Source organism: Gordonia sp. 852002-50395_SCH5434458 (genome assembly GCF_001665905.1).
GTDB classification, from domain to species: Bacteria; Actinomycetota; Actinomycetes; order Mycobacteriales; family Mycobacteriaceae; genus Gordonia; species Gordonia jacobaea.
Genome location: NZ_LZTC01000083.1, coordinates 74,088 through 96,498, shown reverse-complemented (window position 1 = coordinate 96,498; position 22,411 = coordinate 74,088). Strand labels below are relative to the sequence as shown.

Below are 22,411 nucleotides of genomic sequence, written 5' to 3'. Positions count from 1 at the left end.
TCGTACTTGGCGAATCTTGGTCTCTTGGTATGACCAACTTTAACCGATGCGTTACGGCTCGTGCAGTGCGAGGAAACAACTCCGACCGAAGGTGAAGACAGATCTCGACGCCGTGTGACGCGGCGTCGAACCACCGAAGGAGCGACCACATGGACCTGGTTCTGCGCGACGCACGGTTGTCTGACGATGGCCCAGTCGTCGACATCGAGATCGACGACGGGCACATCCGCGACATCTGTTCGCAGAGCACGGCTGTGGCGGTCGAGACGATCGAATGTGCGGGCCGCGTGGTGATTCCGGGCCTGATCGAATCGCACATGCACCTCGACAAGGCGCTCCTCAACAAGGAGGAACCCAACCGCGACGGCACGCTCGCGGGCGCGATCTCGGTGACCGGCGCGCTCAAACGTCGCTTCACCCCGGATGCTGTCGCCGACCGTGCACGGCAGGTGATCGATCAGGCGATCATCAACGGCACCAGCCTGATTCGGGCTCATCCCGATGTGGACCCGATCATCGGGTTGCTCGGCGTCGAGGTACTGCTCGAGCTGCGCGACGAGTATCGCGGGCGCATCGATCTGCAGATCGTCGCCTTTCCACAAGAGGGAATTCTCAAGGCGCCCGGCACCATCGACCTGATGCGTGAGGCGCTGCGTCGCGGCGTCGACGTGGTGGGCGGGTGTACCTACAACGAAGCCGACGTCGCCGACTGCCACCGCCACATCGACATGGTCTTCGACCTCGCCGAGGAGTTCGGGGTAAGAGTCGACATGCACGCCGACTTCGCCGACGACGCGTCCGATCCGCGTTTCGGTCTGGCCGCACGGATCGCCGAGGTCACCGCAGACCGCGGTATGGCTGGGCGGGTCGCGGTGGGGCACATGACGTCGTTGGCGGGCCTGCCCGTCGGTGAGCGTCGCGCCGTGCTCGCCGACCTCGCGGCGTCGGGCGTCGCGGTGGTTCCCCTGCCTGCCACCGACATTCACCTCGGCGGGCGCACCGACACCCACAACATTCGACGAGGTGTGGTTCCGGTGCGCGATCTGTGGGACGCGGGTGTGCAATGCGCCTTCTCGTCGAACAACGTGCGCAACGCCTTCACGCCCTACGGGAATGCCGACCTACTCGACATCGGCCTGTTTCTCGCGCAGATCTCGCATCTGTCGGGTCCCGACGATCTCGCCAAGGTGCTGAACATGGCCACCTACTCCGCCGCCGACATCGTCGGTATCGCCGACCGGTACGGAATCGCGCCGGGCCGACGAGCGGATCTCGTTGTGCTGTCGACACACAATGTCGCCGACGCCCTACTTGATCGGCCTGACCGCTGCTTTGTCATCAAAGACGGGCGCGTCGTCGCCCGTACCACCCGATCCACCGAATTGTTGGAGGTTGTCCATGCGTGACCGCATTCCCCACGAGATCGTCGCGTCCATCCTCGCGGGTCTGACCGCGTTCATCGGCGGGACCGCGCTCAACCTACCGCCCTGGGCGATCTTCATCGGTTGGGCCGGAACGTTTTTGCTCGGCGGTCCGTCCTGGGCGAACGCCAGGCGCTTGTGGCTGACCATGCCGGTTGGGTCGACGTTCGCGCTCGTCATCGTGCTCATCGATACGCACATCGGCACGATCGCCGGGGAGGGGCGGTTTGCGCAGAACCTCGTGCTTGCGGTGATCATCTTCGTGGTCAACTCGGCGTTGATGTTCTCCGGGAGGATCGGGGCGCTCGCGTTGATCCCGGGCATGTTCCTCGGCTTCGCCTCGTACTTCGCGACCTTCTTCGGCGGATTCGGGTTCGACGCGGGAAATCCCTGGGCCGCGTGGGTGTCCGTGGTCGCGATGAACTTCCTGGGACCGGTGTTCGCGTATCTCTCGGTACGCCTTGCCTTTCCGCGCGCAGCCTCTTCCGGCGAAGCCGCGTCGGCAACCTCCGACATCTCCGTCGCGGCATCCGATCATGAGGCGAACCCGGATGCCGAGCCGACGTCCCGGAATGTTCCGTCAGCCGAGATCCGGTCGCACACCGAGTGATTCGCTGGTCTCGATGATCGCTTCCTCGAGCCGGGCGTGATGAACACCCGCGGCGGCGAGGACGGCCGACGTGTCGCGGGCGGTGAAGGCGTCGAGCAGGTCGGCGTGGTCGGAGTTCAGCTTCGCCTGGGTCGGGAAGTCGACGGACCGCATCACCTGGAATGGTTCGGTGAGGTTCCAGGTCGCGTCGAACATGTTGAGTAGACGCGGCATCGCGCACGGGGCGGTCAGCGTGGTGTGGAACCGCCGCGACACATCGTGAAAGGCCTTGCCGTCGTTGAACTTCGTTGCGGTCAGGAGTTCCTGGTGAAACTCGGTGGCCGCAGCGATCTGCGCGTCAGTGATGTTCGAGACGGATCGGGCGAGAGCGGCCTGCTCGAGCACACCGCGAACGAAGTAGATCTCCTTGAGTTCGGCAAGGGACAGTTGGCTGACGTGATAACCGGAATTGCGCTGGTGGTCGACGAGACCTTCGCCGACAAGGGTTTTCAGTGCTTCGCGGACAGGGATCGCGCTGACACCAAACGCGTCGGCGATGTCGGCGAGCATGATCTGAGTTCCGGGAGGCGCGCCGCCGGAGAGAATCAGTCGACGCAGTTCCTCGAGCACGTTGGCGCGATCGTTGCCCGACCGGGTCTCGGCGAGCTGGACGAGCAGGCGGTTGGTCATCTTGCTACTCATGGTGCACGTGCCCCTGCTTGCGGTCTCGAACTTCCCGATGTGCCGACGCAGCAGAGGGGTGACGTGTGATCCATTGCGCCACAGCCTCGGTGAGTCGCTGCTGATTGTGGCGCTTGACGATCTCGTGGCCCTCGTCGTCGAACATCAGAAGTTCGGCGATCCCGCCGCGGGCACGCAACTCGTCGACCATCTGCTGGGATTCGCTGACCGGCACGTTGGTGTCGTGTGCGCCGTGGACCACCAGCAGCGGCGCGGTGATGTCGTCGATGCGGTGGATCGGAGAGAGATCGCGGAGTAGTTCGCGATCGGATTCGGGGTGTCCGTACTTGGTGTACGCGGCCACGGCGATCCACGGTTCGGTGTTGCGGAAGAACGACTCGAGGTCGCTCATGCCGCAGATCGCGATACCGGCCGCGAACACCTCGGGGTGGAAGGTCAACGCCGCCAGCGTGAGATAACCGCCGTAGGAGCGGCCCGACACGTAGAGCCTGTCCTTGTCGGCGATCTGCGACGACACCACGTGGGCGGCGCAGTCCGCGGCGTCGTCGATACCCGCGTAGCGCCCGTAACGGTCGTCGGCGTGCGAGAACAGACGCCCGTATCCCGACGATCCGCGGACGTTGGGTGCGAAGACCGAGATCCCGGCGTCGACGAGCGGTCCGAACAGGAACTGGTAGTCGGGGCGGGTCTGCGCCTCCGGGCCGCCGTGGAAGTACAGCAGACACGGCGGCGGGCCGGAGTCGGGATCGGGGTTCGTTGCGCGATACAGCCAGCCCGACAACGGCATTCCGTCACGGGCCGAGAATTCACGATATTCGGGGCGCAGCGCGGCCGAGGGTCCGCTGCCGGTGATGACGTCGTCGCGGATGGGCGTCACGGTGCTCGACGGGGTGTGCACGAGGTGCACGAGCGGCGAGTGCTGAGGACACGAGACCGTCAGCGCCACAATGGTGCCCGCCGCGCTGATCGACAGATCCGACGCTACGTCGCCGGGCAGCGGGATTGGTTCGTGCAGCGTTTGATCCGGAAGGGTGAGGATCTGCAGTTCGCTGCGCCCATCGACGTTCCAGAGCATCGCGACCGTCGACTGGTCGTTACTGACCGCGAACTCGTCGAGCCCTGCTCCCGCGCGCTGCGCGAGGACGCGGAAACGCTTTCCGGTTCTGGAGACCTCGACGCCGAGCAGACGTGGGAACTTGGCGTCGAAGTCACTCGTCACCAGGGCCTGCACGCTGTCGAGGTCGCGCTGGGAATCCTGTGGGGGACCGACGAACACCAGTGACGGATGATCGAAACCCTGGTCGAGGATGTAGCCCTGATCGGTCACCGAACCCGGATCGTTGGGCAGGATCGTCGACATCTCCATCTCGTCGGACTCCGTCGCTTCGAGATCGGCGTCCTGGCGTTGGTCCGGTCGCCGCAGCAGCAGCATGTCGCGGTACCCGCGCGGACCGACGCGCAGCAGTGCGGCGCCCTTCCAGGAGTCGATCAATGCCCCGCCGACGCGGACGTCGAGGATCTCGGTGGCGCCAGTGCCGGGATGTGCGCGCACCGAGTACGCCGTGCCGTCAGGCGTCGTCGCGGTGATCAGCACCCAGTCGGTGTCCCAACCGACAAGTGAGACCGTACCGAACGAGCGTCGCGAACCGAGCGTCGCCCGATTGGACCAGTCGGACTCGGTCTCCTGTCGGTTGCTGCCGATGCGGTGCGACCTGTTGTCATCGGGATCGGTGGTGACGACCCAGACCTGGTGGTGCTCACCGCCACTCGGTGCCAACTCGACGGCGAGCCACTCGCCGTCCATGGAATGGACGAGCCTGCGCACCGGGCCGGTGGCGGGCACGGTCACCCAGCGCAGCTCACCGACACCCTCAGGCGACAGCACCCGTTGCGCTGCACGAGGATAACCGGCGCCGTCGTCGACGATGTAGGCGAATGCCCTGCCGTCCGGGGAGACCGACGGACCGTACGTGTGCCAGCCACGGTCGTCGAAATTGACGAGCGGGGTCTCCTCGGTTACCTCATTGCTCGACAGGGCTGTGTCGGTGATGTCGTCCGCGCTCACCGTGCCGTGATGTCTTCCATTGTCTGTAACCACATCTCGAGCACTGCGAGCTGCCACAACTCGTTGGAATCCAGGGTGGTGCGGGTGCCGTTGGGATCGGCGAAGAGGCGGTCGAGGGTCTCGGGTCGATACAGGGCACGGTCTTTCGCCGACTGTGCGCGCAGGGTGTCGGTGACCAGATCGAGCACGCCACCCTCGAGGTGTCGGATACCCGGGACAGGGAAGTATCCCTTGGTCCGGTCGATCACCGCCGCGGGCAACAGCTTCCGCGAAGCTTCCTTGAGTACGCCCTTGCCGCTCGGATTCAGCTTCAGGTCGGGCGGACAGGTGGCCGCGAGTTCGACGAACTGGTGATCGAGGAACGGTACGCGGGCTTCGAGCCCCCACGCCATCGTCATGGTGTCGACACGTTTGACCGGATCGTCGACCAGCATGACCGTGGTGTCGAGTCGCAGCGCGGCGTCGACCGCCGAATCGGCGCCGGGTGCGGACTGGTGTGCGAGGGCGAATTCCCAACTGGGGTCGTAGTCACTGTCGGCGAGAAGGTACGGATCGTTGAGCAGTGCCGTGATGGCGGCATGCGAGCGGTCGAAGAACACCTCGCGGTAGGCCTTGGTGGTCTCCTCGCGCGCAATGCCCTGCAACGGCGGATACCACGAGTAACCGCCGAGGATCTCGTCGGCGCCCTGCCCGGATTGCACGACCTTGATCGATTTGCTGACCTCCTGCGAGAGCAGGTAGAAGGCGACGCAGTCGTGGCTGATCATCGGCTCGCTCATCGCGGCGATCGTGTCCGGCACGGCGGGCAGGAGTCGATCGGTGCCGATGTGGATCTTGTGATGGTCGGTGGCGAAGGTGTCGGCGACCAGGTCGGAGTAGGCGTACTCGTCACCTGATTCGCCACCGGCGGAATCGAATCCGATGCTGAACGTCGCGAGATCCTGCTGGCCCTGCTCGGCGAGCAACGCGACGACCAACGACGAGTCGATACCGCCCGAGAGCAGCACGCCGACCGGGACGTCGGCGACCATGCGGCGTCGGACAGAGGTGCGAAGCGAGTCCATCAGTTCTTCTTGCCAGCGCACCGCATCCCAGTCCGCGCGGCCGGGGTCTGGCGCGAACACCGGCTCCCAGTAACGACGTTCGGTGCTGCGGCCGTCGGGATGGATCACGCGGACCGTGGCAGGCGGTAGCTTGCGGACGCCGTTGTAGATGGTGTGCGGTGCCGGAACAACCGCGTGAAAGCTGAAGTAATGGTGCAGCGCAACGCGATCGAGGGAGGTGTCGACGTCACCGGCACGCAGCAGCGCCTGCAGCGACGATGCGAAGCGCAGACGTCCCGGGGTTTCCGACAGGTAGAGCGGCTTGATGCCGAGCCGGTCGCGCGCGAGCGTGACCAAACCCGAGTCGGTGTCGACGACGGCGAAGGCGAACATCCCGATCAGATGGTCCACACAGTCGGTACCCCACGCATGGAAGGCCTTGATGATCACCTCGCTGTCGGCGTGGGAGAAGAAGCGGTAGCCACGGCCCTCGAGTTCGCTGCGCAACTCCTTGTAGTTGTAGATGCAGCCGTTAAACACCATCGCGAGGCCCAGTTCGGAATCGACCATCGGCTGTGCGCCGCGTTCGGAGAGGTCGATGATCTTGAGCCGTCGATGGCCGAGGGCCACTGAGCCCTTGACGAACAGTCCGGAACCGTCGGGACCACGACGGGTCATCGAGCAGGTCATGGTGTCGACGGCCGAGGCGTCGGGCGCCGAACCATCGAACCGGATTTCACCGCAGATGCCACACATGTAGGTCAGTCCTCTCGGTTGCTTGACGTGTCCAAGCCTATGAGTTTCGCAACGGCCCGGCAGGGCGAGCGGTGGTGCAGGTCACGAGGTCGGTGTCACCCACGTCGTGATCTCGCAGTGCACGACCTCGACGCCGCGCGTGTCGGTGATGGCGATCGAGACCACCACGTCGCGGCCACTGTCGATGGCGGCGAAGTCCACGGGTTCGGCGAGCGTCGCGACGGCGGTCAGTCGCGTCGTCGCCTTCGTCAGATACGACGCCGTCATGCCCTTGGGGATCCAGCGGTGCGTCGATGGTGTCGTCGCCTCCATCAACATGCCCATCGCGACCTCGGCGAGGTTGCAGGCCGCAATCGCGTGAAAGGTGTGGATGTGGTTGTAGACGCCGAACCACTTGGGGGCGCTCACCCGGCACAGGCCGGGCCGCATCTGTTCGACGTAGGGGAGGATGGTGCCGAAGTACGGCACACGCACCGACATCCCCAGGGAGAAGAGTGCCTTGCCGAGCACGTTGTCGGGCAGCCTGCGTCGCAGGGCGTAGGTCGGAGAGGACGAGCTGGTCGGCAAAGGTGACGATTTGGCGTCGGACATTGCCCGGATGCTACCCGGACGAGCAACCTTGGTGAGGTGACACCTCCTTCGGAGAAGGACCCACAGCCCGCCGACGACCCACCGGCCCCCACCGACAACAGCGACACGCCCGACGCCTCGCCTACCGGCACCGACAGCGATCACCACGACCACCCGCACCATGTCCACTTCAGCCCGATGTGGTGGCGCGGCGGTATTCCCCTCATCGTCGGCGTGATCATCTATTTCATCCCGGCTCCCGACGGCGTCGACGCCAACGGCATGCACATGCTGGGTATCTTCGTCGCGACGATCCTCGGGTTGATCCTGCAGCCCCTGCCGACGGGATCGGTGGCGATCATCGGGCTCGCGCTGGCGATGGTCACGAAAACCATGTCACCCAAAGAGGCGCTCGCCGGCTTCTCGAACACGACGATCTGGCTGATCGTGGCATCGTTCTTCATCGCCGAGGCGTTCATCGTGACAGGTCTCGGGCGCCGGGTCGCGCTGATCTTCGTGCGTGCCATCGGCAAATCGAGTCTCGGCCTGGCCTACGGGATGGGCCTCGCCGACCTCATCCTCGCGCCCGCGACGCCGTCGAACACCGCACGCGCAGGCGGCGTGATCTACCCGATCGTGCGATCACTCGCCGAACTCGTCGACTCGACACCGAAAACCGACGCCTCGCGGCGGAAACTGGGCGCCTACCTGATGCTGACCGCCCTGCAGGTCAACGTCGTCACGTCGGCCATGTTCCTCACCGCGATGGCAGGCAATCCGCTGGCGCAGGAGGCCGCGGAGAAGATGCGCATCGAGATCACCTGGGGCAACTGGGCACTCGCCGCGATCGTCCCCGGACTGGTCAGTCTCGTCGCGACTCCGTGGGTGATGTCGAAGATCTACGCGCCCACACTCAAGAAGACCCCCGAGGCGCCTGCCCTCGCCCGCGACGAACTGAAGAAGAGCGGTTCGATGACGCGCAACGAGTGGATTCTCGCGGCGACGTTCGTCCTGCTCCTCGTCCTGTGGTGTCTGGGCAAACAGCTCAATGTCGACGCCACGACCACCGCCTTCGCCGGCATCGCGATACTGCTCGTCACCGGGGTGCTGACGTGGAAGGACCTCGTCACCGACACCGGTGCGTGGCAGACGCTGATCTTCTTCGGTGTGCTCGTCGCGATGGCCGACGAACTACGCAAACTCAAGGTCATCGACTGGGTGGGCGACAAGGTGGCCTCCAGCGTCGACGGCCTGCCATGGATCGTGGCGTTCGCGATTCTCACGCTCGTCTACTTCTACGTGCACTATCTGTTCGCGTCGAACACCGCGCAGATCGTCGCGATGTACGCGGTGTTCCTCGGCGCCGCCGTGGCGACCGGTGCTCCACCGCTGTTCAGTGCGTTGGTGTTCGGTTTCATCGGCAGCCTCTTCGGCGGCCTCGCCCACTACTCGTCGGGACCCGCGGGCGTCATGTACGGGTCGGGATACATCAAGACCAGCGAGTGGTTCCGTGTCGGCTTCCTGATGTCGGTGGTCAACATCATCATCTGGACCGCCATCGGCGCGCCGTGGATGAAGCTGATCGGGATCTGGTGAGGCGGATTCGACGCAGGCTGTTCAGTCCGCCTTGCGGCTCGGATGTTCAGTCCGCCTTGCGGCTCGAGTATTCAGTCCGCCTTGCGACTCAAGTACTCAGTCCGCCTTGCGGCGGAAGCCGAATCGTAGGGCCTCACGGTTGACGCCTGCCACCGCGTCGAGTGGGATACCCGCGGGGCACACCTCGGCACATTCGCCGTAGGTGGAGCACGGGCCGAAGTCCTGCTCCATCTGTCCGGTGATGGCATGGGCGCGGCGACCGCGTTCCTTCTTGCTCTGCGTGAGGGCCGCTAGGTGGAGCAGCTTGGCGCCCGCGAACAGGTGCGCTGCGCCGTTCGGGCAGGCGGCGACGCACGCCCCACACCCGATGCACGCCGCGTAGTCGAGGGCCTTCTCGCTCGTGTCCTTGTCGACCAGCTCGGCATCGGCGTCGGGGGCCTGGCCTGCGGCGACGGCGACGTGACCACCTGCCTCGATGACCCTGTCGAGCGCGGAACGATCGACGACCAGATCGCGCACCACGGGAAAGCTGTTGGCGCGCAACGGTTCGAGCTTGAGGTGTGAGACTCCGTCGAAGTGTCGCAGGTGTTGTCTGCACGACGGCGTGTTCGGTGTCGGGCCGTGCGGGCGGCCGTTCACCATCATCCCGCACGCGCCGCAGACACCCTCGCGGCAGTCGGAGTCGAACGCGATCGGCGATTCGCCCTGGTCGACGAGGTGGTCGTTGAGGCGATCGAGGACGTCGAGAAGCGACATCTCGGCGGTGGCATCGTCGATCACGTAGGTCTCGAAGCGGCCGTCGTCGTCGGCGTCGGCCTGTCGCCAGGCTTCGATGGTGAGCTTCATGGCGTCACTCCTCGGCTGTCACTTGTAGTTTCGTGTCTGCAACGGCACCGCGCTGAACGTGAGCGCTTCACGGTGGCGAATCTGCTCACCGCTCGGCGTCGTTTCCCACGCCGATGCGAATGTCCAGTGTTCGTCGTCGCGTAAGGCCTCGCCCTGCGCGGTCTGGTGTTCGACGCGGAAGTGGGCCCCGCACGATTCGTCGCGGTCGAGGGCGTCGAGGCACATCACCTCGGCGAGTTCCATGAAGTCGGCGACCCGGCCGGCGCGTTCGAGTTCCTGGTTGAACTGTGCGCCGCTCCCGACGACCCGCACGTCCGACCAGAATTCGTCCCGCAGTTCGCGGACCTCGCCGAGCGCGGTGGTCAACGACTCCGCGCTGCGCATGACCCCGCATCCGCGATAAAGGATTTCACCGAGCCTGCGGTGGAAGCGGTCGGGCCCGGTGGTGCCGTCGACGGCGATCAGCCGGGAGATGCGGTCGCGCACCGATGTCACGGCCTCCCCGACAGCCTCGTGATCAAGCGGCAGTGGCGCCTCACCGAGGAGCGGCGCAAGGTAATTCGGTACCGAATAGGGGAGCGTGAACCAGCCGTCGACACAGGCCGACAACAGGGAGTTCGCGCCGAGACGATTGGCGCCGTGATAGCCCCAGCCGACCTCCCCGCCGACGAACAGTCCGGGGATCGAGGACATCTGGTCGAAATCCGACCACAACCCGCCCATGGTGAAGTGCGCTGCAGGCGCGATGCGCATCGGAACCTGATATGGGTCTTCGCCGGTCGCGTCGTGGTACATCGAGAAGAGGTTGCCGTAGCGCTCGGCGATGGTCGCTCTGCCGAGGCGGGCGAGGGCGTCGGCGAAATCGAGGTAGACGCTGTTGTGTAGCGGTCCGACGCCATGCCCACTGTTGATCTCGGTGACAGCTGCCCGCGACGCGACGTCGCGCGGGGTGAGGTTGCCGTAGGCGGGGTAGCGACGCTCGAGGTAGTAGTCGCGCTCGGCCTCGGGAATGTCACCGGGAGCGCGGTCGTCGTGTTCCTTCTTCGGCACCCAGATACGGCCGTCGTTGCGCAGGGATTCACTCATGAGCGTCGTCTTGGACTGCCACTCGGCACTGACCGGCAGCGCGGTCGGGTGGAACTGGATGAACGACGGCGAGGCCAGGAGCGCTCCGCGACGATGTGCCCGCCACGACGCCGTCGCGTTGCAATTGCGCGCGAGCGTCGACTGGAAGTACACGGTCCCGTAGCCGCCCGTGGCGAGCACGACGGCGTGTGCGGTCTCCGCGGTGATCTCCCCGGTGATCAGATCGCGGACGACGACGCCCTGCGCCCGGCCGTCGGCGACGATGAGGTCGAGCATCTCCTGCCGCGTGTGCAGCGTGACGGTCCCGGCGGAAACCTGACGCAGAAGTGCCTGCGACGCCGCGACCTGCAACTGTTGGCCCGTCTGGCCGCGCGTGTAATAGGTGCGCGAGACCTGCACGCCGCCGAAGCTGCGGGTGGCCAGCGACCCGCCGTACTCGCGGGCGAACGGGGCACCGATCGCGTTGAGATGGTCGATGACGCGCACCGACTCCTCTGCGAGACGGAAGGCGTCCGCCTCGCGGCCACGGAAGTCGCCGCCTTTGACGGTGTCGACGACGAAGCGGTGCAGCGAATCGTTGTCGACCTTGCGTGCCCTCGCGGCGTTGATGCCGCCCTGCGCGGCGACGCTGTGTGCGCGGCGCGGGGCGTCGTGGAAGGTGTAGGACGACACGTTGTAGCCGAGCTCGCCGAGTGCCGCGGCGCACCCGGCGCCGGCCAGTCCGGTCCCGACCACGATCACGGTGAACTTGCGCCGGTTGAGTGGTCCGACGAGCTTGTAGGCGTCGCGCCGACGCTGCCAAGCCGTCGCGGGATCGCCGTCAGGGACACCGGAGGCGAGGTCGGTGCCGATGCCGCGCAGTGCGTCGATGTCGGGGGACGCGCTGCGCCCATCGGACTCGGCCGGCCTCACGTCGGGTGTTGTGGTGTCGGGTGCCGTGTGTGTCACGTCAGCTCACCAGACCCGCGAGGACCGCGATCGGGATCGAGATGTTGCCGATCATGACCGCGCCGGCGACCACGAGCGCGATGACCGCACCGATTTGTCGTGTCCGGTGGCCCGTCGCACCGAGATCGTTGACCACACTCCACAGTCCGTGCACGAGATGGATGCCGAGCAGCACCATCACAAGGATGTAGAAGGTCGCCACCGGCCAGCGCTGCAGACTCTCGACGAGATTGTGATAGGCGTGTGAGCTGTTCTCGGTCGTCCTGACGAAGTGGTCACTGGCCGCGGGCCTCGTTCCGGTTGTCAGGTCGAGGATGTGGAAGACGATGAAGACGAGTAGCACCAGGCCCGTGTAGGGCATCAGCGTCGCGGGCAGCCGCTTGATGCTCATGCCGGTGCGCCGAAATCGGCCCTTCGCCCTGTGGGAACGCCCGATCAGGACAGTCGACGCACCTACGTGAAGCACGAGGCAGCCCACCAGGACCGCACGAAAGATCCAGAGCATTCCCTCGTAGGGGAGCAGTGGTTCGAGGAGCGTGCGCAGCCAGTGCGCGTAGTCGTCGAAGTGGGTCGCGCCGGTGTAGACCTTGAGGTTGCCGATCATGTGAACCAGCACGAACAGCGCGAACACCGTCCCCGTCAGAGCCATCGTGACCTTGAGGGTGACGTTGCTCGGACGCGGGCGACGTGCTGTCGGCATCGGTGTGACCGCTCGGGGTGTGCCGACCGTCGTCGGCTTGTCCGGACGTGGAGGATTGAGCGTGCTCATGGGTAGACCTAGTCGTAGGCCCGGGGCTGGCAGGCCGAGTGTCGGGGTCCCTGACGCCGAGCGTATGAGGTTGCGACGCGCACTGCTCGGCGACGTGGCGATCGTTGCGTAACCGGGATTGGATGATCTCGTTCCGACCGCGTGCAAACGCAATTTGAATCTCGCCCCCGACCTGGTGCATACTTGTCGTGTTGCCTTGACCGGTGGACGTGGTTTTCTGCGGCCCCGATCGGGTGAATGACTCCCAAGGTTCCCGATCCAACGGACCGAGGGCGTGTAACGCGTGCGCCGAATCCGGTTCACGGCCTCGACACGCCCGACCGCGGGTGCCGGAGCAAAACGGTTCGTACCAGCGACGAGCCAACGTACAACGACAGATGAACAGCGTCGATCCCCGACTCTCACGCGGAGATCTATGTGCCCGCCGACCCGTGTCGGCCCCAGGTGCGCGGTGTTTGTCTGTCGAGAACAACTGACGGAAGAGGACACAGCGTGGCGGGACAGAAGATCCGCATCAGGCTCAAGGCCTACGACCACGAGGCGATCGACGCTTCGGCGCGCAAGATCGTGGAGACCGTGACCCGTACGGGTGCACGCGTCGTCGGCCCGGTGCCGTTGCCCACCGAAAAGAACGTGTACTGCGTCATCCGCTCGCCGCACAAGTACAAGGACAGCCGCGAGCACTTCGAGATGCGCACTCACAAGCGACTCATCGACATCCTCGACCCGACGCCGAAGACCGTCGACGCGCTGATGCGCATCGACCTTCCGGCGAGCGTCGACGTCAACATCCAGTAGGCGGGGGGCGAAGAGAATCATGAGCAATCAGAAAGCGACCAAGGGAATCCTGGGCACCAAGCTCGGCATGACCCAGGTCTTCGACGAGAACAACCGTGTCGTTCCGGTCACCGTCATCCAGGCGGGCCCGAACGTCATCACCCAGCTCCGTAGCGAGGACCGCGATGGCTACACCGCGGTGCAGCTCGCCTACGGCGCGATCGACCCCCGCAAGGTGACCAAGCCGGTCGCGGGCCAGTTCGCGAAGGTAGGCGTCACGCCGCGTCGCCACCTGGCAGAGATCCGCGTCTCCGACACCAGCGAGTTCGAGATCGGTCAGGAACTGACCGCCGAGATCTTCGCCGACGGTGCACTGGTCGACGTCACCGGCACCTCCAAGGGCAAGGGATTCGCAGGCGTCATGAAGCGCCACGGATTCGCAGGCCTGGGTGCCAGCCACGGCGCGCACCGCGTGCACCGTGCCCCCGGCTCGATCGGTGGCTGCGCCACCCCGGGTCGTGTCTTCAAGGGCATGCGTATGGCCGGTCGCATGGGTAACGACACCGTGACCACGCAGAACCTCACCGTCCACAAGGTGGACGCCGAGGCCGGTCTGCTGTTGATCAAGGGCGCCATCCCCGGCCGCAAGGGCGGAATCGTGGTCGTCCGTGACGCTGTGAAGGGTGGTGCGACCAAGTGAGCACCGAAACCACAACGAAGTTGACGCTGGACGTCAAGACCGCCGACGGCAAGACCAACGGAACCGTTGACCTGCCCGCCGAGATCTTCGACGCGCCCGCGAACATCGCGCTGATGCACCAGGTCGTCGTGGCCCAGCAGGCCGCGGCACGCCAGGGCACACACGCAACCAAGACCCGTGGACAGGTCAGCGGTGGCGGCGCCAAGCCGTACCGCCAGAAGGGCACCGGTCGCGCCCGCCAGGGTTCGACCCGCGCACCGCAGTTCACCGGTGGTGGCACCGTGCACGGCCCACAGCCGCGCGACTACACCCAGCGCACCCCCAAGAAGATGAAGGCTGCCGCACTGCGCGGCGCGCTGAGCGATCGTGCTCGCAACGAGCGCATCCACGTCATCACCGAGCTCGTCGCAGGCCAGGCGCCGTCGACCAAGAGCGCTCGGCAGTTCCTCGAGGCACTGAGTGACCGACGGAAGTTCCTCGTCGTGCTCGGTCGTGAGGACCTGACCGCGTGGAAGAGCGTCGCGAACCTGCAGAACGTTCTGCCGATCGCTCCCGATCAGCTCAACACCTACGACGTCCTCGAGTCGGACGAAGTGGTGTTCAGCGTCGAGACGCTCAACGCGTTCATCGCACAGAACACGTCGACGGCCACGTCCGTCGCCACTGAGACAGAGGAGGCCTGAGCATGGCTACGCAGGCTGACCCGCGTGACATCATCCTGGCGCCGGTGATCTCGGAGAAGTCCTACGGACTCATCGAGGACAACGTCTACACCTTCCTGGTGCACCCGGACTCGAACAAGACACAGATCAAGATCGCCGTCGAGCAGATCTTCGATGTGACCGTCTCGAACGTCAACACCGCGAACCGCCAGGGCAAGCGCAAGCGCACCCGCTTCGGCTACGGCCAGCGCAAGTCCACCAAGCGCGCGATCGTCACGTTGACCGCTGACAGCAAGCCCATCGAGATCTTCGGAGGACCGGTCGGCTGACCGGGACTCCAGAGAAGGACTGAGAACTCATGGCTATTCGTAAGTACAAGCCGACGACCCCGGGTCGTCGCGGATCGAGCGGCGCAGATTTCGCCGAGGTCACCCGCGACCACCCCGAGAAGTCGCTGGTTCGTCCGCTGCACGGTCGCGGTGGACGTAACGCACACGGCCGGATCACCACCCGGCACAAGGGCGGCGGTCACAAGCGCGCATACCGCTTGATCGACTTCCGTCGCAACGACAAGGACGGCGTCAACGCCAAGGTCGCTCACATCGAGTACGACCCGAACCGCACCGCACGTATCGCGCTGCTCCACTACGTGGACGGCGAGAAGCGCTACATCATCGCACCCCGCGGTCTGTCGCAGGGCGACGTGGTGGAGAGCGGTCCCGGCGCCGACATCAAGCCCGGCAACAACCTGCCGCTGCGCAACATCCCGACCGGTACCCAGGTGCACGCCGTCGAGCTGCGCCCCGGTGGCGGCGCGAAGATGGCCCGCAGCGCGGGCGCGTCGATCCAGCTCCTCGGCAAGGAGGGCGCATACGCGACCCTGCGTATGCCGTCCGGTGAGATCCGTCGCGTCGACGTGCGCTGCCGCGCAACCGTCGGCGAGGTCGGCAACGCCGAGCAGAGCAACATCAACTGGGGCAAGGCCGGCCGCATGCGCTGGAAGGGCAAGCGCCCGACCGTCCGCGGTGTCGTGATGAACCCGGTCGACCACCCGCACGGTGGCGGCGAGGGCAAGACCTCCGGTGGTCGCCACCCGGTCAGCCCGTGGGGTCAGCCCGAGGGCCGTACCCGTAAGAACAAGGCCAGCGACAAGCTGATCGTCCGGCGCCGTCGCACCGGCAAGAACAAGCGATAAGCAGGGAGGAGTTAGAGAATGCCACGCAGCCTCAAGAAGGGCCCGTTCGTCGACGACCACCTGCTCGCCAAGGTGGACACGCAGAACGAAAAAGGCACCAAGCAGGTCATCAAGACCTGGTCGCGCCGTTCGACCATCATTCCCGACTTCATCGGTCACACCTTCGCCGTCCACGACGGTCGCAAGCATGTCCCGGTGTTCGTCTCGGACAACATGGTCGGGCACAAGCTGGGCGAGTTCGCCCCCACCCGTACCTTCAAGGGTCACATCAAGGATGACCGGAAAGCGAAGCGCCGGTAATGACTACGCAGACCGATAATCCCACCGCGAAGGCGACCGCCAAGTTCGTTCGCGTGACGCCGATGAAGGCCCGTCGTGTACTCGACCTGGTCCGCGGCAAGAACGTCGACGAGGCGCTCGACATCCTGCGGTTCGCACCGCAGTCGGCGTCGGAGCCCGTCTACAAGGTTCTCGCCAGCGCTGTCGCGAACGCCGAGAACAACCTGGATCTGGATCGCCGGACCCTGGTCGTGGCGACCGCGTTCGCCGACGAGGGCCCGACGCTCAAGCGGTTCCAGCCGCGTGCTCAGGGTCGCGCGTTCCGAATCCGCAAGCGCACCAGCCACATCACTGTTGTGGTCGAGAGTCTTCCCGAGAAGGCATCGTCCGCACGCGGCCGGTCGCGTCAGCCGAAGAAGAAGGGAGCCTGACAGTGGGCCAGAAAATCAACCCGCACGGCTTCCGTCTGGGCATCACCACCGACTGGAGTTCGCGGTGGTACGCCGACAAGCAGTACGCGGAGTACGTGAAAGAAGATGTCGCCATCCGCAAGCTCCTCTCGACGGGGCTCGAGCGCGCAGGCATCGCCAAGGTGGAGATCGAGCGCACGCGTGACCGCGTCCGCGTCGACATCCACACGGCTCGTCCCGGCATCGTCATCGGCCGCCGTGGCGCCGAGGCCGACCGCATCCGCGGTGACCTGGAGAAGCTGACCGGTAAGCAGGTCCAGCTGAACATCCTCGAGGTCAAGAACCCGGAGTCGGAGGCACAGCTCGTCGCCCAGGGTGTCGCCGAGCAGTTGAGCAACCGCGTGGCGTTCCGTCGTGCGATGCGCAAGGCGATCCAGTCGGCGATGCGTCAGCCGAACGTGAAGGGCATCCGGGTCCAGTGCTCGGGTCGCCTCGGCGGAGCAGAAATGAGCCGCAGTGAGTTCTACCGCGAGGGTCGCGTGCCGCTGCACACGCTGCGCGCCGACATCGACTACGGACTCTACGAAGCCAAGACGACCTTCGGCCGCATCGGCGTGAAGGTCTGGATCTACAAGGGTGACATCGTCGGTGGCAAGCGTGAGCTGTCCGCAGCCGCGCCGGCCGCCGAGGATCGTCGTCCGCGTCGTCCCAGCCGTCCTCGCCGCAGCGGTGCCTCGGGCACCACGGCCACCAGCACCGACGCAGGTCGGGCAGCGGAGGCTCCTGCCGAGGCAACTGCTGGCGCCGGCGCCGGAGCAGAAAAGCAGGAGGGCTGAGGCATGTTGATCCCTCGTCGGGTCAAGCACCGCAAGCAGCATCACCCGAGCCTCAAGGGCCAGGCCAAGGGCGGCACCAAGGTGACGTTCGGTGACTACGGCATCCAGGCTCTGGAGAGCGCCTACATCACCAACCGTCAGATCGAGTCCGCTCGTATCGCCATCAACCGGCACATCAAGCGTGGCGGCAAGGTGTGGATCAACATCTTCCCCGACCGTCCGCTGACCAAGAAGCCCGCCGAGACCCGCATGGGTTCCGGTAAGGGTTCGCCCGAGTGGTGGGTTGCCCCGGTCAAGCCGGGTCGCGTGCTGTTCGAGATGACCTACCCGGATGAGCACACCGCTCGCGAGGCCCTGCGCCGCGCGCAGCACAAGCTGCCCATCAAGACCCGGATCGTGACCAGAGAGGAGCAGTTCTGATGGCACTCGGAGTTGCAGCGGCTGAGCTTCGTGAGCTCACCGATACCGACCTGGTCGACCGGCTCAAAGAGTCGAAGGAAGAGCTGTTCAACCTTCGGTTCCAGATGGCCACCGGCCAGCTCGACAACAACCGTCGTCTGCGAACCGTGCGTCGCGAGATCGCGCGCATCTACACCGTGATGCGCGAGCGTGAGCTGGGTCTGGCGTCGGGACCGGATGGTGATGACGCATGAGTGAGGACCAGAAGGTGACCGAAACCCAGACGCAGGAGCGTAACCGTCGCAAGGAGCGCATCGGTTACGTCGTCAGCGACAAGATGCAGAAGACCATCGTGGTCGAGCTGGAAGATCGTACGCGCCACCCGCTGTACGGCAAGATCATCCGCACCACGAGCAAGGTCAAGGCCCACGACGAGAAGGGCGATGCCGGCGTCGGCGACCGCGTGCGGATCATGGAGACCCGCCCGTTGTCCGCGACCAAGCACTGGCGTCTCGTCGAGGTGCTGGAGAAGGCCAAGTAAGAGCCGTCTCTACAAGACAGCGACTGTGGCCCGCCCCCGGAAAGGGGGCGGGCCACAGTCGTTTTGTTGCGGTGCTGTCGTTGACTGCTACGGAGCGCAAATGTCATTGACGGGCCCGGTCGTGCAGTTGGCGGATCTGTGTCGCCCGCTCGACAGAGATCCGCGACGCCTCCCCAGAAACGACTCGACCCGCCCGACTGGAAAGTCGAGCGGGTCGGTGACCGGTGCGCCGCTGCTCACCCGGAGAGGTGGCCGGTGAGCTGCTCGACCGTCGTGGTGAGCGGTCGTCCACCCCCGCTCACAGGACAAGAATATGGGCGATGACCGGTGGCGGAACAGGGACTTTCGACCCGATTGCGGCTACGACGTAACCGACTCGATCCAATTGATGTCATCGGGTGTGACCTTGCGGGACTTGGCCGCATAGTCGGCGTGCTCGGACAGGAAGTGGCGCACCATCGGGCACACGGGAACGATCAGCTTCCCGGCGGCGATGGAGTCGTCGAGAGCCTCGCGCACGAGGATCGTCGCCAGGCCGCGCCCGCCGAAGTCCGGGCCAACCTCAGTGTGGTAGAACACGCGTTCGGCCGTGCCGTCGTGATCGCGGTCGCGGTAGGCGGTGAGTCCTGCGACGCGGCCGTCGACGCTGATTTGATAGCGGTTCTCGTCGGCGAGATGGCTGACGTTGGTCTCGGCTCCGGTTTTGTCGGTTGTCATGGGTTCGAGGGTAGGCCGCGGGGCCGACCTCGTGGGATGCCTCAGCGTGAGGTGGCCGCTTTCCGGTAGCCGCGGAGAGCCGGATAGATACACAGGACGGTCACCACGACCGTCCACAGGGTCACCTGGATCAGCGACGACGTGATCGGACCTCCCGATGCGAACGATCGCATGAGCTCGATCGCAGGAGTCATCGGCTGGTGTGCGACGATCGGCTGCAGCCATCCCGGGTACGCGTCGACTGGACTGAAGCCGGAATTGAAGAACATGAGAACACTCGACAGCAACGACAACAGCGGAACGAGCGGAGCGCCGGGGCTGAAGTTGATCGCCAACGCCAACACGAAGATGGCGTAGGCGATTCCGAACATGAGAGACACCCCGACGACGCCGAACACTCCAAGCCATCCAGCGGTGAATCGGAATCCGATACCGAATCCCACGATGAGAAGCAGGAGCGTGGTGACGAGGATTCTGCAGACTTCGCACATCAGTCGTGATGTCAGGTCGGCCGACCTGTTGATCGGCAGTACGTAGAGTCGGCCGAGGAGACCCGTGCCTCGTTCGAGGTTCAGACGGATGGCACTGGCAACGGCGCCGAACATCGCACTCACCAGAATGACGAGCGGGACCGTTCCAAACGCGCTGTCCTGGCCTGTCGCATCACCGACAGCGGTGCCCAGAACGACTTTGAACATGATCATCGTCAATGCCGGAACCAACACGATCTGGATGACTGTCGCGCGGTCGCGCAGTAGCACCGACAACTGTCGTCCGGTGAGCAGCAGACTCTGCCGATACCACGACCGCGGTGAGCCCTCGGCGGGTTCAGCTGCGGTCGCCGCTTCGGCCGTGGGAACTGTCCCGCTCGTGTGCATGGTGCCGGCGCTCATCCGCGTGTCCTCCGCACTGCAAGCGCAGTCAGTGCGACGCCGAGCAGACCGAGCCCCACGCACCACCAGAGAGCGGGCGCCACGACTGCCCACGACGATGTGCCGTCAGTGAGACTTCGCAATGCGTTGGCGAACTGGGAGATCGGCTGATTGCGCACAAACGGGGCTATCCAGTCGGGGAACTGGTCGACGGGCGCGAATCCGGTGGAGAGCATGCCGAGAACCAGAACCGGTAGTGCCAGTGCCTGACTGGTCGCTTCCGGGCTACCCGCGAGCAGTCCGACCGCATCTGTGACGAGCGTGAAGAACAAACCGATGACGATCGCAATCGCGTACAGGCCCACCGTCTCGACGACGCTGCCCTGCGGACGCCACCCGATGATCAGACTTGCAATCGTCGCGCAGGCCAGCGCGATGATCAGCAACACCGCGTTGGTCCCGGCACGTGCGAGTACCGGTACGGACGCCGACATCGGCAACGTGCGAAACCGCGTGTTGATGCCCTTGACCCGATCGAACGACGACCGCATTGCTGCCGTTGCACCGACGAACGCGAGCGATTGAAGCGTGATGATGGGCATCAGATACTGCGCGTAGTCCATCCCCGGGTATCGATCCATCACAGAGCGCAGTGGGAGATAGAAGCATGTGGCGAGAAACGCCGGCGCGAGGAATGCGAAAACCACCTCGCCGTTGCGGATCATCGCGATGACCCCGCGCGCGGTCAGTGCCCTGAGCTGCCCGCGCGCTGGGATCTTGTCGTCAGCTCTGTGCATCGGTGATTCGGTGTCGTGCGTCTGTGACTCAGCTCGGTGTATCGGTGACGTGCCGACATCGTTGTGCTGCGCGACTGCGCGTTCCGTCATCGCGCACTGTTCCCGTCTGACCCGGCGTCGTCGGCGCGGTCGGGTTCGGTCAGTGCGAGAAAGACCTCGTCGAGCGAAGGCCGTCGCAAGGAGATGTCGGAGAGTTGGATCCCCGCGGCGTCGGTGGTGTTCAGAATCTTCATGAGTGTCCGCGGACCCTCGGGTGCTGGTACAGCAAGCGAGACCTCCGAGACGGTGTCGTCGGCCTCTGAGGCGTCGACACGCGTCCGGCCCCGGATCTCCGACGTGGTCCTCGTACCGCTGCCGGCCGAGTGCGGGGCGAGTAAGTCTTTGAGCCGCGGAATATCGGCGGCGTGTAGCGGGGTCACCTCGCAGTAGGAGTCACCCGTCTGTGTCTTTAGTTCGTCAGCGGTGCCCGATGCGATCACCCGGCCGTGATCGATGACCACGATGTGGTCGCTGAGAGCGTCGGCTTCCTCGAGATACTGGGTCGTCAACAGGGTCGTGACGCCGGAATCCCGGAGCGTCTCGACCAGTCTCCACACCTCCTGGCGGCTGCGTGGGTCGAGGCCTGTGGTCGGTTCGTCGAGAAAGACGACCTCGGGTTTACGTACGAGCCCGCACGCGATGTCGATCCGCCGCCGCATGCCACCGGAGTACTGGCTGACCCTGCGGTCGGCGGCTGCACCGAGTCCGAACTGGTCGAGCAGATCGGCAGCACGCTTCCGAGCGGTTGCTCGGGACAGTCCCAGCAGTCTCCCGAACAGGACAAGGTTCTCTTTGCCTGTCAACGACTCGTCCAGTGCAGCGAACTGCCCGGTGAGCATGATCGAGCGTCGGACAGCGGGTGCATCATCGACGACGTCGTGGCCCGCGACCGAGGCGGTGCCGCCGTCGGGTCTGAGCAAGGTGCAGAGCATGTTGACCGTCGTCGTCTTGCCAGCACCGTTGGGGCCGAGGAGCGCCAGGATCGACCCCTTCTTGACGCTGAAACTGACGCTTTCGACGGCCGTCATCTCCCCGAACGACTTCCGCAGGTCTCTGGCCTCTATGGCGTTCTGAGTCTCCGGCGTCGAGAAGTTCTGAGTCTTGACCGCCGAGTGGTCACGGGTCTTCGGCTCTGCGTACCTCTCCCACGGGGTGGTTACCACTGACTGCTGTTGCCGTCGGAGACCTTCGGTCTCCGGAGTGGTGATACGCGTATCCCTGAGATCGCCGGACGTCGCCAGGCCTACAAAGCGCGACGACGCCGTGCCGGGTCCGTCGCGACGGTCGGCGTCCGCTGTCGCGTCGTTCCCGGGACGAAGCCTTCGCGCACGTTCGTGTGTCGCTGCGATCAACCACTCCGAACCTCTGCCGTCGCTACTGGCGTGCCGTCCGGCTCGCTGGCGGGTGTCGTCGGGGACGGCAACGGCTCGGTCCGGGGCGTGCGGACGCTCAGCTCCGAGCACAGACGGGGTCGACATCGCAGCGCGACCAGTCGACAGGTCGGTCATGTCTTCCCTTCCGCATGGGTTTGTGCTGGTCGCAGCTCGTATCCCAAACTACCCAGCCCCAGCGTCTCAGGCGAGAGGTTTCCTGTCACGGCTTCCGTCGTGCACCTGGCGTGTGGTCGTGTGCCAGGTGGATCAGGGCTGATGGGATTCGAAATCCCTCCCCGGGCATCATGCTGAGGATTCGTTAATGTAATCGTTAGAGCTAACAATGAGTGTTACTCAACCTAGCCTGAGGATTCCGAAGTAACGTTGCGCTGGTTCCCAACGAACATACTTCAGGAGCGTGCG

At 65.1% G+C, this 22,411-nt stretch carries 25 protein-coding genes; 14 read left to right on the top strand and 11 right to left on the bottom strand.

Features of this window, described 5'->3' with window-relative positions; genetic code table 11:
- The first annotated feature begins 149 nt into the window (after positions 1-149).
- Both A5785_RS18335 and A5785_RS18330 read left to right on the top strand, forming a co-directional pair.
- The gene (locus A5785_RS18335; protein ID WP_005203915.1) at positions 150-1,406 is read left to right on the top strand and encodes an amidohydrolase family protein; all 1,257 of its coding nucleotides are present in this window, start codon (positions 150-152) and stop codon (positions 1,404-1,406) included.
- On the top strand, positions 1,399-2,031 hold the full coding sequence (locus A5785_RS18330; RefSeq protein ID WP_005203917.1) for a DUF1097 domain-containing protein: 633 nt from the start codon (positions 1,399-1,401) through the stop codon (positions 2,029-2,031). The genes A5785_RS18335 and A5785_RS18330 overlap by 8 nt, the downstream gene beginning before the upstream one ends.
- Here A5785_RS18330 and A5785_RS18325 read toward each other — a convergent pair.
- The 4 genes from A5785_RS18325 to A5785_RS18310 form a co-directional block, all read right to left on the bottom strand.
- Positions 2,002-2,712, bottom strand: coding sequence for a GntR family transcriptional regulator (locus A5785_RS18325; RefSeq protein ID WP_197500842.1), 711 nt, complete (start codon positions 2,710-2,712; stop codon positions 2,002-2,004). The two genes, A5785_RS18330 and A5785_RS18325, sit on opposite strands and share 30 nt — an antisense overlap.
- Entirely contained in the window at positions 2,705-4,762 is a 2,058-nt protein-coding gene (locus tag A5785_RS18320; protein WP_064868294.1) for a S9 family peptidase, read from the bottom strand. Before A5785_RS18320 ends, A5785_RS18325 begins: the two co-directional genes overlap by 8 nt.
- Before the next feature lie 11 nt (positions 4,763-4,773).
- Positions 4,774-6,576: an N-acetylglutaminylglutamine amidotransferase gene (locus A5785_RS18315; RefSeq protein WP_064868240.1), complete on the bottom strand. Its 1,803-nt coding sequence runs from the start codon at positions 6,574-6,576 to the stop codon at positions 4,774-4,776.
- A gap of 81 nt (positions 6,577-6,657) precedes the next feature.
- Positions 6,658-7,167: a hotdog fold domain-containing protein gene (locus tag A5785_RS18310; protein ID WP_064868236.1), complete on the bottom strand. Its 510-nt coding sequence runs from the start codon at positions 7,165-7,167 to the stop codon at positions 6,658-6,660.
- Between the two features lie 36 nt (positions 7,168-7,203).
- Between A5785_RS18310 and A5785_RS18305 the strand changes: the two genes are divergently transcribed.
- Positions 7,204-8,742, top strand: a complete 1,539-nt coding sequence (locus A5785_RS18305) for an anion permease (protein WP_064868233.1) — start codon at positions 7,204-7,206, stop codon at positions 8,740-8,742.
- 96 nt (positions 8,743-8,838) lie between these two features.
- Here A5785_RS18305 and A5785_RS18300 read toward each other — a convergent pair whose 3' ends face one another.
- The 3 genes from A5785_RS18300 to A5785_RS18290 are packed head-to-tail and all read right to left on the bottom strand — an operon-like array spanning position 8,839 to position 12,391.
- On the bottom strand, positions 8,839-9,588 hold the full coding sequence (locus tag A5785_RS18300; RefSeq protein ID WP_007236688.1) for a succinate dehydrogenase/fumarate reductase iron-sulfur subunit: 750 nt from the start codon (positions 9,586-9,588) through the stop codon (positions 8,839-8,841).
- A gap of 18 nt (positions 9,589-9,606) precedes the next feature.
- A complete protein-coding gene (locus A5785_RS18295) occupies positions 9,607-11,622 on the bottom strand; it encodes a fumarate reductase/succinate dehydrogenase flavoprotein subunit (protein WP_387316304.1) in 2,016 nt (671 codons plus the stop codon).
- A 1-nt stretch (position 11,623) separates the two neighbouring features.
- Positions 11,624-12,391, bottom strand: coding sequence for a succinate dehydrogenase cytochrome b subunit (locus A5785_RS18290; protein ID WP_064868230.1), 768 nt, complete (start codon positions 12,389-12,391; stop codon positions 11,624-11,626).
- Between the two features lie 492 nt (positions 12,392-12,883).
- Here A5785_RS18290 and rpsJ point away from each other — a divergent pair, with 492 nt between their 5' ends.
- Genes rpsJ through rpsQ form a run of 11 tightly spaced genes read left to right on the top strand, consistent with a single transcriptional unit; the run spans position 12,884 to position 18,190 of the window.
- Positions 12,884-13,189: a 30S ribosomal protein S10 gene (gene rpsJ / locus A5785_RS18285; protein ID WP_003938093.1), complete on the top strand. Its 306-nt coding sequence runs from the start codon at positions 12,884-12,886 to the stop codon at positions 13,187-13,189.
- Between the two features lie 19 nt (positions 13,190-13,208).
- Positions 13,209-13,868 carry a 50S ribosomal protein L3 gene (gene rplC / locus A5785_RS18280; protein WP_064868227.1) on the top strand — a complete coding sequence of 220 codons (660 nt, stop codon included), beginning with the start codon at positions 13,209-13,211 and terminating at the stop codon, positions 13,866-13,868.
- A complete protein-coding gene (gene rplD, locus A5785_RS18275; RefSeq protein ID WP_064868224.1) occupies positions 13,865-14,551 on the top strand; it encodes a 50S ribosomal protein L4 in 687 nt (228 codons plus the stop codon). The genes rplC and rplD overlap by 4 nt, the downstream gene beginning before the upstream one ends.
- Positions 14,552-14,553: 2 nt before the next feature.
- Positions 14,554-14,859 carry a 50S ribosomal protein L23 gene (gene rplW / locus A5785_RS18270; RefSeq protein ID WP_005170305.1) on the top strand — a complete coding sequence of 102 codons (306 nt, stop codon included), beginning with the start codon at positions 14,554-14,556 and terminating at the stop codon, positions 14,857-14,859.
- A gap of 29 nt (positions 14,860-14,888) precedes the next feature.
- Positions 14,889-15,725 (top strand): 50S ribosomal protein L2, encoded by an 837-nt coding sequence (gene rplB, locus A5785_RS18265; protein ID WP_064868221.1) that lies wholly within the window; start codon positions 14,889-14,891, stop codon positions 15,723-15,725.
- Positions 15,726-15,743: 18 nt separating this feature from the next.
- Positions 15,744-16,025, top strand: a complete 282-nt coding sequence (gene rpsS, locus A5785_RS18260; RefSeq protein WP_005203946.1) for a 30S ribosomal protein S19 — start codon at positions 15,744-15,746, stop codon at positions 16,023-16,025.
- On the top strand, positions 16,025-16,435 hold the full coding sequence (gene rplV, locus A5785_RS18255) for a 50S ribosomal protein L22 (protein ID WP_005170314.1): 411 nt from the start codon (positions 16,025-16,027) through the stop codon (positions 16,433-16,435). Before rpsS ends, rplV begins: the two co-directional genes overlap by 1 nt.
- A 2-nt stretch (positions 16,436-16,437) precedes the next feature.
- On the top strand, positions 16,438-17,250 hold the full coding sequence (rpsC, locus tag A5785_RS18250; protein ID WP_005170317.1) for a 30S ribosomal protein S3: 813 nt from the start codon (positions 16,438-16,440) through the stop codon (positions 17,248-17,250).
- Between the two features lie 3 nt (positions 17,251-17,253).
- Positions 17,254-17,670 carry a 50S ribosomal protein L16 gene (gene rplP, locus A5785_RS18245; RefSeq protein ID WP_005170319.1) on the top strand — a complete coding sequence of 139 codons (417 nt, stop codon included), beginning with the start codon at positions 17,254-17,256 and terminating at the stop codon, positions 17,668-17,670.
- Positions 17,670-17,903, top strand: a complete 234-nt coding sequence (rpmC, locus tag A5785_RS18240) for a 50S ribosomal protein L29 (protein WP_005170321.1) — start codon at positions 17,670-17,672, stop codon at positions 17,901-17,903. Before rplP ends, rpmC begins: the two co-directional genes overlap by 1 nt.
- A complete protein-coding gene (gene rpsQ / locus A5785_RS18235; protein WP_005170322.1) occupies positions 17,900-18,190 on the top strand; it encodes a 30S ribosomal protein S17 in 291 nt (96 codons plus the stop codon). Before rpmC ends, rpsQ begins: the two co-directional genes overlap by 4 nt.
- A 360-nt stretch (positions 18,191-18,550) precedes the next feature.
- On the opposite strand, the gene A5785_RS18230 is transcribed toward rpsQ, so the two are convergent.
- From A5785_RS18230 to A5785_RS18215, 4 genes are all read right to left on the bottom strand, one after another.
- Positions 18,551-18,907, bottom strand: coding sequence for a GNAT family N-acetyltransferase (locus tag A5785_RS18230; RefSeq protein WP_064868218.1), 357 nt, complete (start codon positions 18,905-18,907; stop codon positions 18,551-18,553).
- Positions 18,908-18,948: 41 nt separating this feature from the next.
- Positions 18,949-19,800 carry an ABC transporter permease gene (locus A5785_RS18225; protein WP_156528143.1) on the bottom strand — a complete coding sequence of 284 codons (852 nt, stop codon included), beginning with the start codon at positions 19,798-19,800 and terminating at the stop codon, positions 18,949-18,951.
- Positions 19,797-20,576 (bottom strand): ABC transporter permease, encoded by a 780-nt coding sequence (locus A5785_RS18220; RefSeq protein ID WP_156528141.1) that lies wholly within the window; start codon positions 20,574-20,576, stop codon positions 19,797-19,799. Before A5785_RS18220 ends, A5785_RS18225 begins: the two co-directional genes overlap by 4 nt.
- A gap of 86 nt (positions 20,577-20,662) precedes the next feature.
- Positions 20,663-22,123, bottom strand: a complete 1,461-nt coding sequence (locus tag A5785_RS18215) for an ATP-binding cassette domain-containing protein (RefSeq protein WP_156528139.1) — start codon at positions 22,121-22,123, stop codon at positions 20,663-20,665.
- Between the last annotated feature and the right edge of the window lie 288 nt (positions 22,124-22,411).

Excerpts from the sequence above, each read along its gene's own strand:
- A5785_RS18335 (WP_005203915.1), top strand. The coding sequence starts at position 150 with ATGGACCTGGTTCTGCGCGACGCACGGTTGTCTGACGATGGCCCAGTC.
- A5785_RS18330 (WP_005203917.1), top strand. The coding sequence starts at position 1,399 with ATGCGTGACCGCATTCCCCACGAGATCGTCGCGTCCATCCTCGCGGGT.
- A5785_RS18325 (WP_197500842.1), bottom strand. The coding sequence starts at position 2,712 with ATGAGTAGCAAGATGACCAACCGCCTGCTCGTCCAGCTCGCCGAGACC.
- A5785_RS18315 (WP_064868240.1), bottom strand. The coding sequence starts at position 6,576 with ATGTGTGGCATCTGCGGTGAAATCCGGTTCGATGGTTCGGCGCCCGAC.
- A5785_RS18310 (WP_064868236.1), bottom strand. The coding sequence starts at position 7,167 with ATGTCCGACGCCAAATCGTCACCTTTGCCGACCAGCTCGTCCTCTCCG.
- A5785_RS18300 (WP_007236688.1), bottom strand. The coding sequence starts at position 9,588 with ATGAAGCTCACCATCGAAGCCTGGCGACAGGCCGACGCCGACGACGAC.
- A5785_RS18290 (WP_064868230.1), bottom strand. The coding sequence starts at position 12,391 with ATGAGCACGCTCAATCCTCCACGTCCGGACAAGCCGACGACGGTCGGC.
- rplC (WP_064868227.1), top strand. The coding sequence starts at position 13,209 with ATGAGCAATCAGAAAGCGACCAAGGGAATCCTGGGCACCAAGCTCGGC.
- rplW (WP_005170305.1), top strand. The coding sequence starts at position 14,554 with ATGGCTACGCAGGCTGACCCGCGTGACATCATCCTGGCGCCGGTGATC.
- rplB (WP_064868221.1), top strand. The coding sequence starts at position 14,889 with ATGGCTATTCGTAAGTACAAGCCGACGACCCCGGGTCGTCGCGGATCG.
- rpsS (WP_005203946.1), top strand. The coding sequence starts at position 15,744 with ATGCCACGCAGCCTCAAGAAGGGCCCGTTCGTCGACGACCACCTGCTC.
- rplV (WP_005170314.1), top strand. The coding sequence starts at position 16,025 with ATGACTACGCAGACCGATAATCCCACCGCGAAGGCGACCGCCAAGTTC.
- rplP (WP_005170319.1), top strand. The coding sequence starts at position 17,254 with ATGTTGATCCCTCGTCGGGTCAAGCACCGCAAGCAGCATCACCCGAGC.
- rpmC (WP_005170321.1), top strand. The coding sequence starts at position 17,670 with ATGGCACTCGGAGTTGCAGCGGCTGAGCTTCGTGAGCTCACCGATACC.
- rpsQ (WP_005170322.1), top strand. The coding sequence starts at position 17,900 with ATGAGTGAGGACCAGAAGGTGACCGAAACCCAGACGCAGGAGCGTAAC.
- A5785_RS18230 (WP_064868218.1), bottom strand. The coding sequence starts at position 18,907 with ATGACAACCGACAAAACCGGAGCCGAGACCAACGTCAGCCATCTCGCC.
- A5785_RS18225 (WP_156528143.1), bottom strand. The coding sequence starts at position 19,800 with ATGAGCGCCGGCACCATGCACACGAGCGGGACAGTTCCCACGGCCGAA.
- A5785_RS18220 (WP_156528141.1), bottom strand. The coding sequence starts at position 20,576 with ATGCACAGAGCTGACGACAAGATCCCAGCGCGCGGGCAGCTCAGGGCA.
- A5785_RS18215 (WP_156528139.1), bottom strand. The coding sequence starts at position 22,123 with ATGACCGACCTGTCGACTGGTCGCGCTGCGATGTCGACCCCGTCTGTG.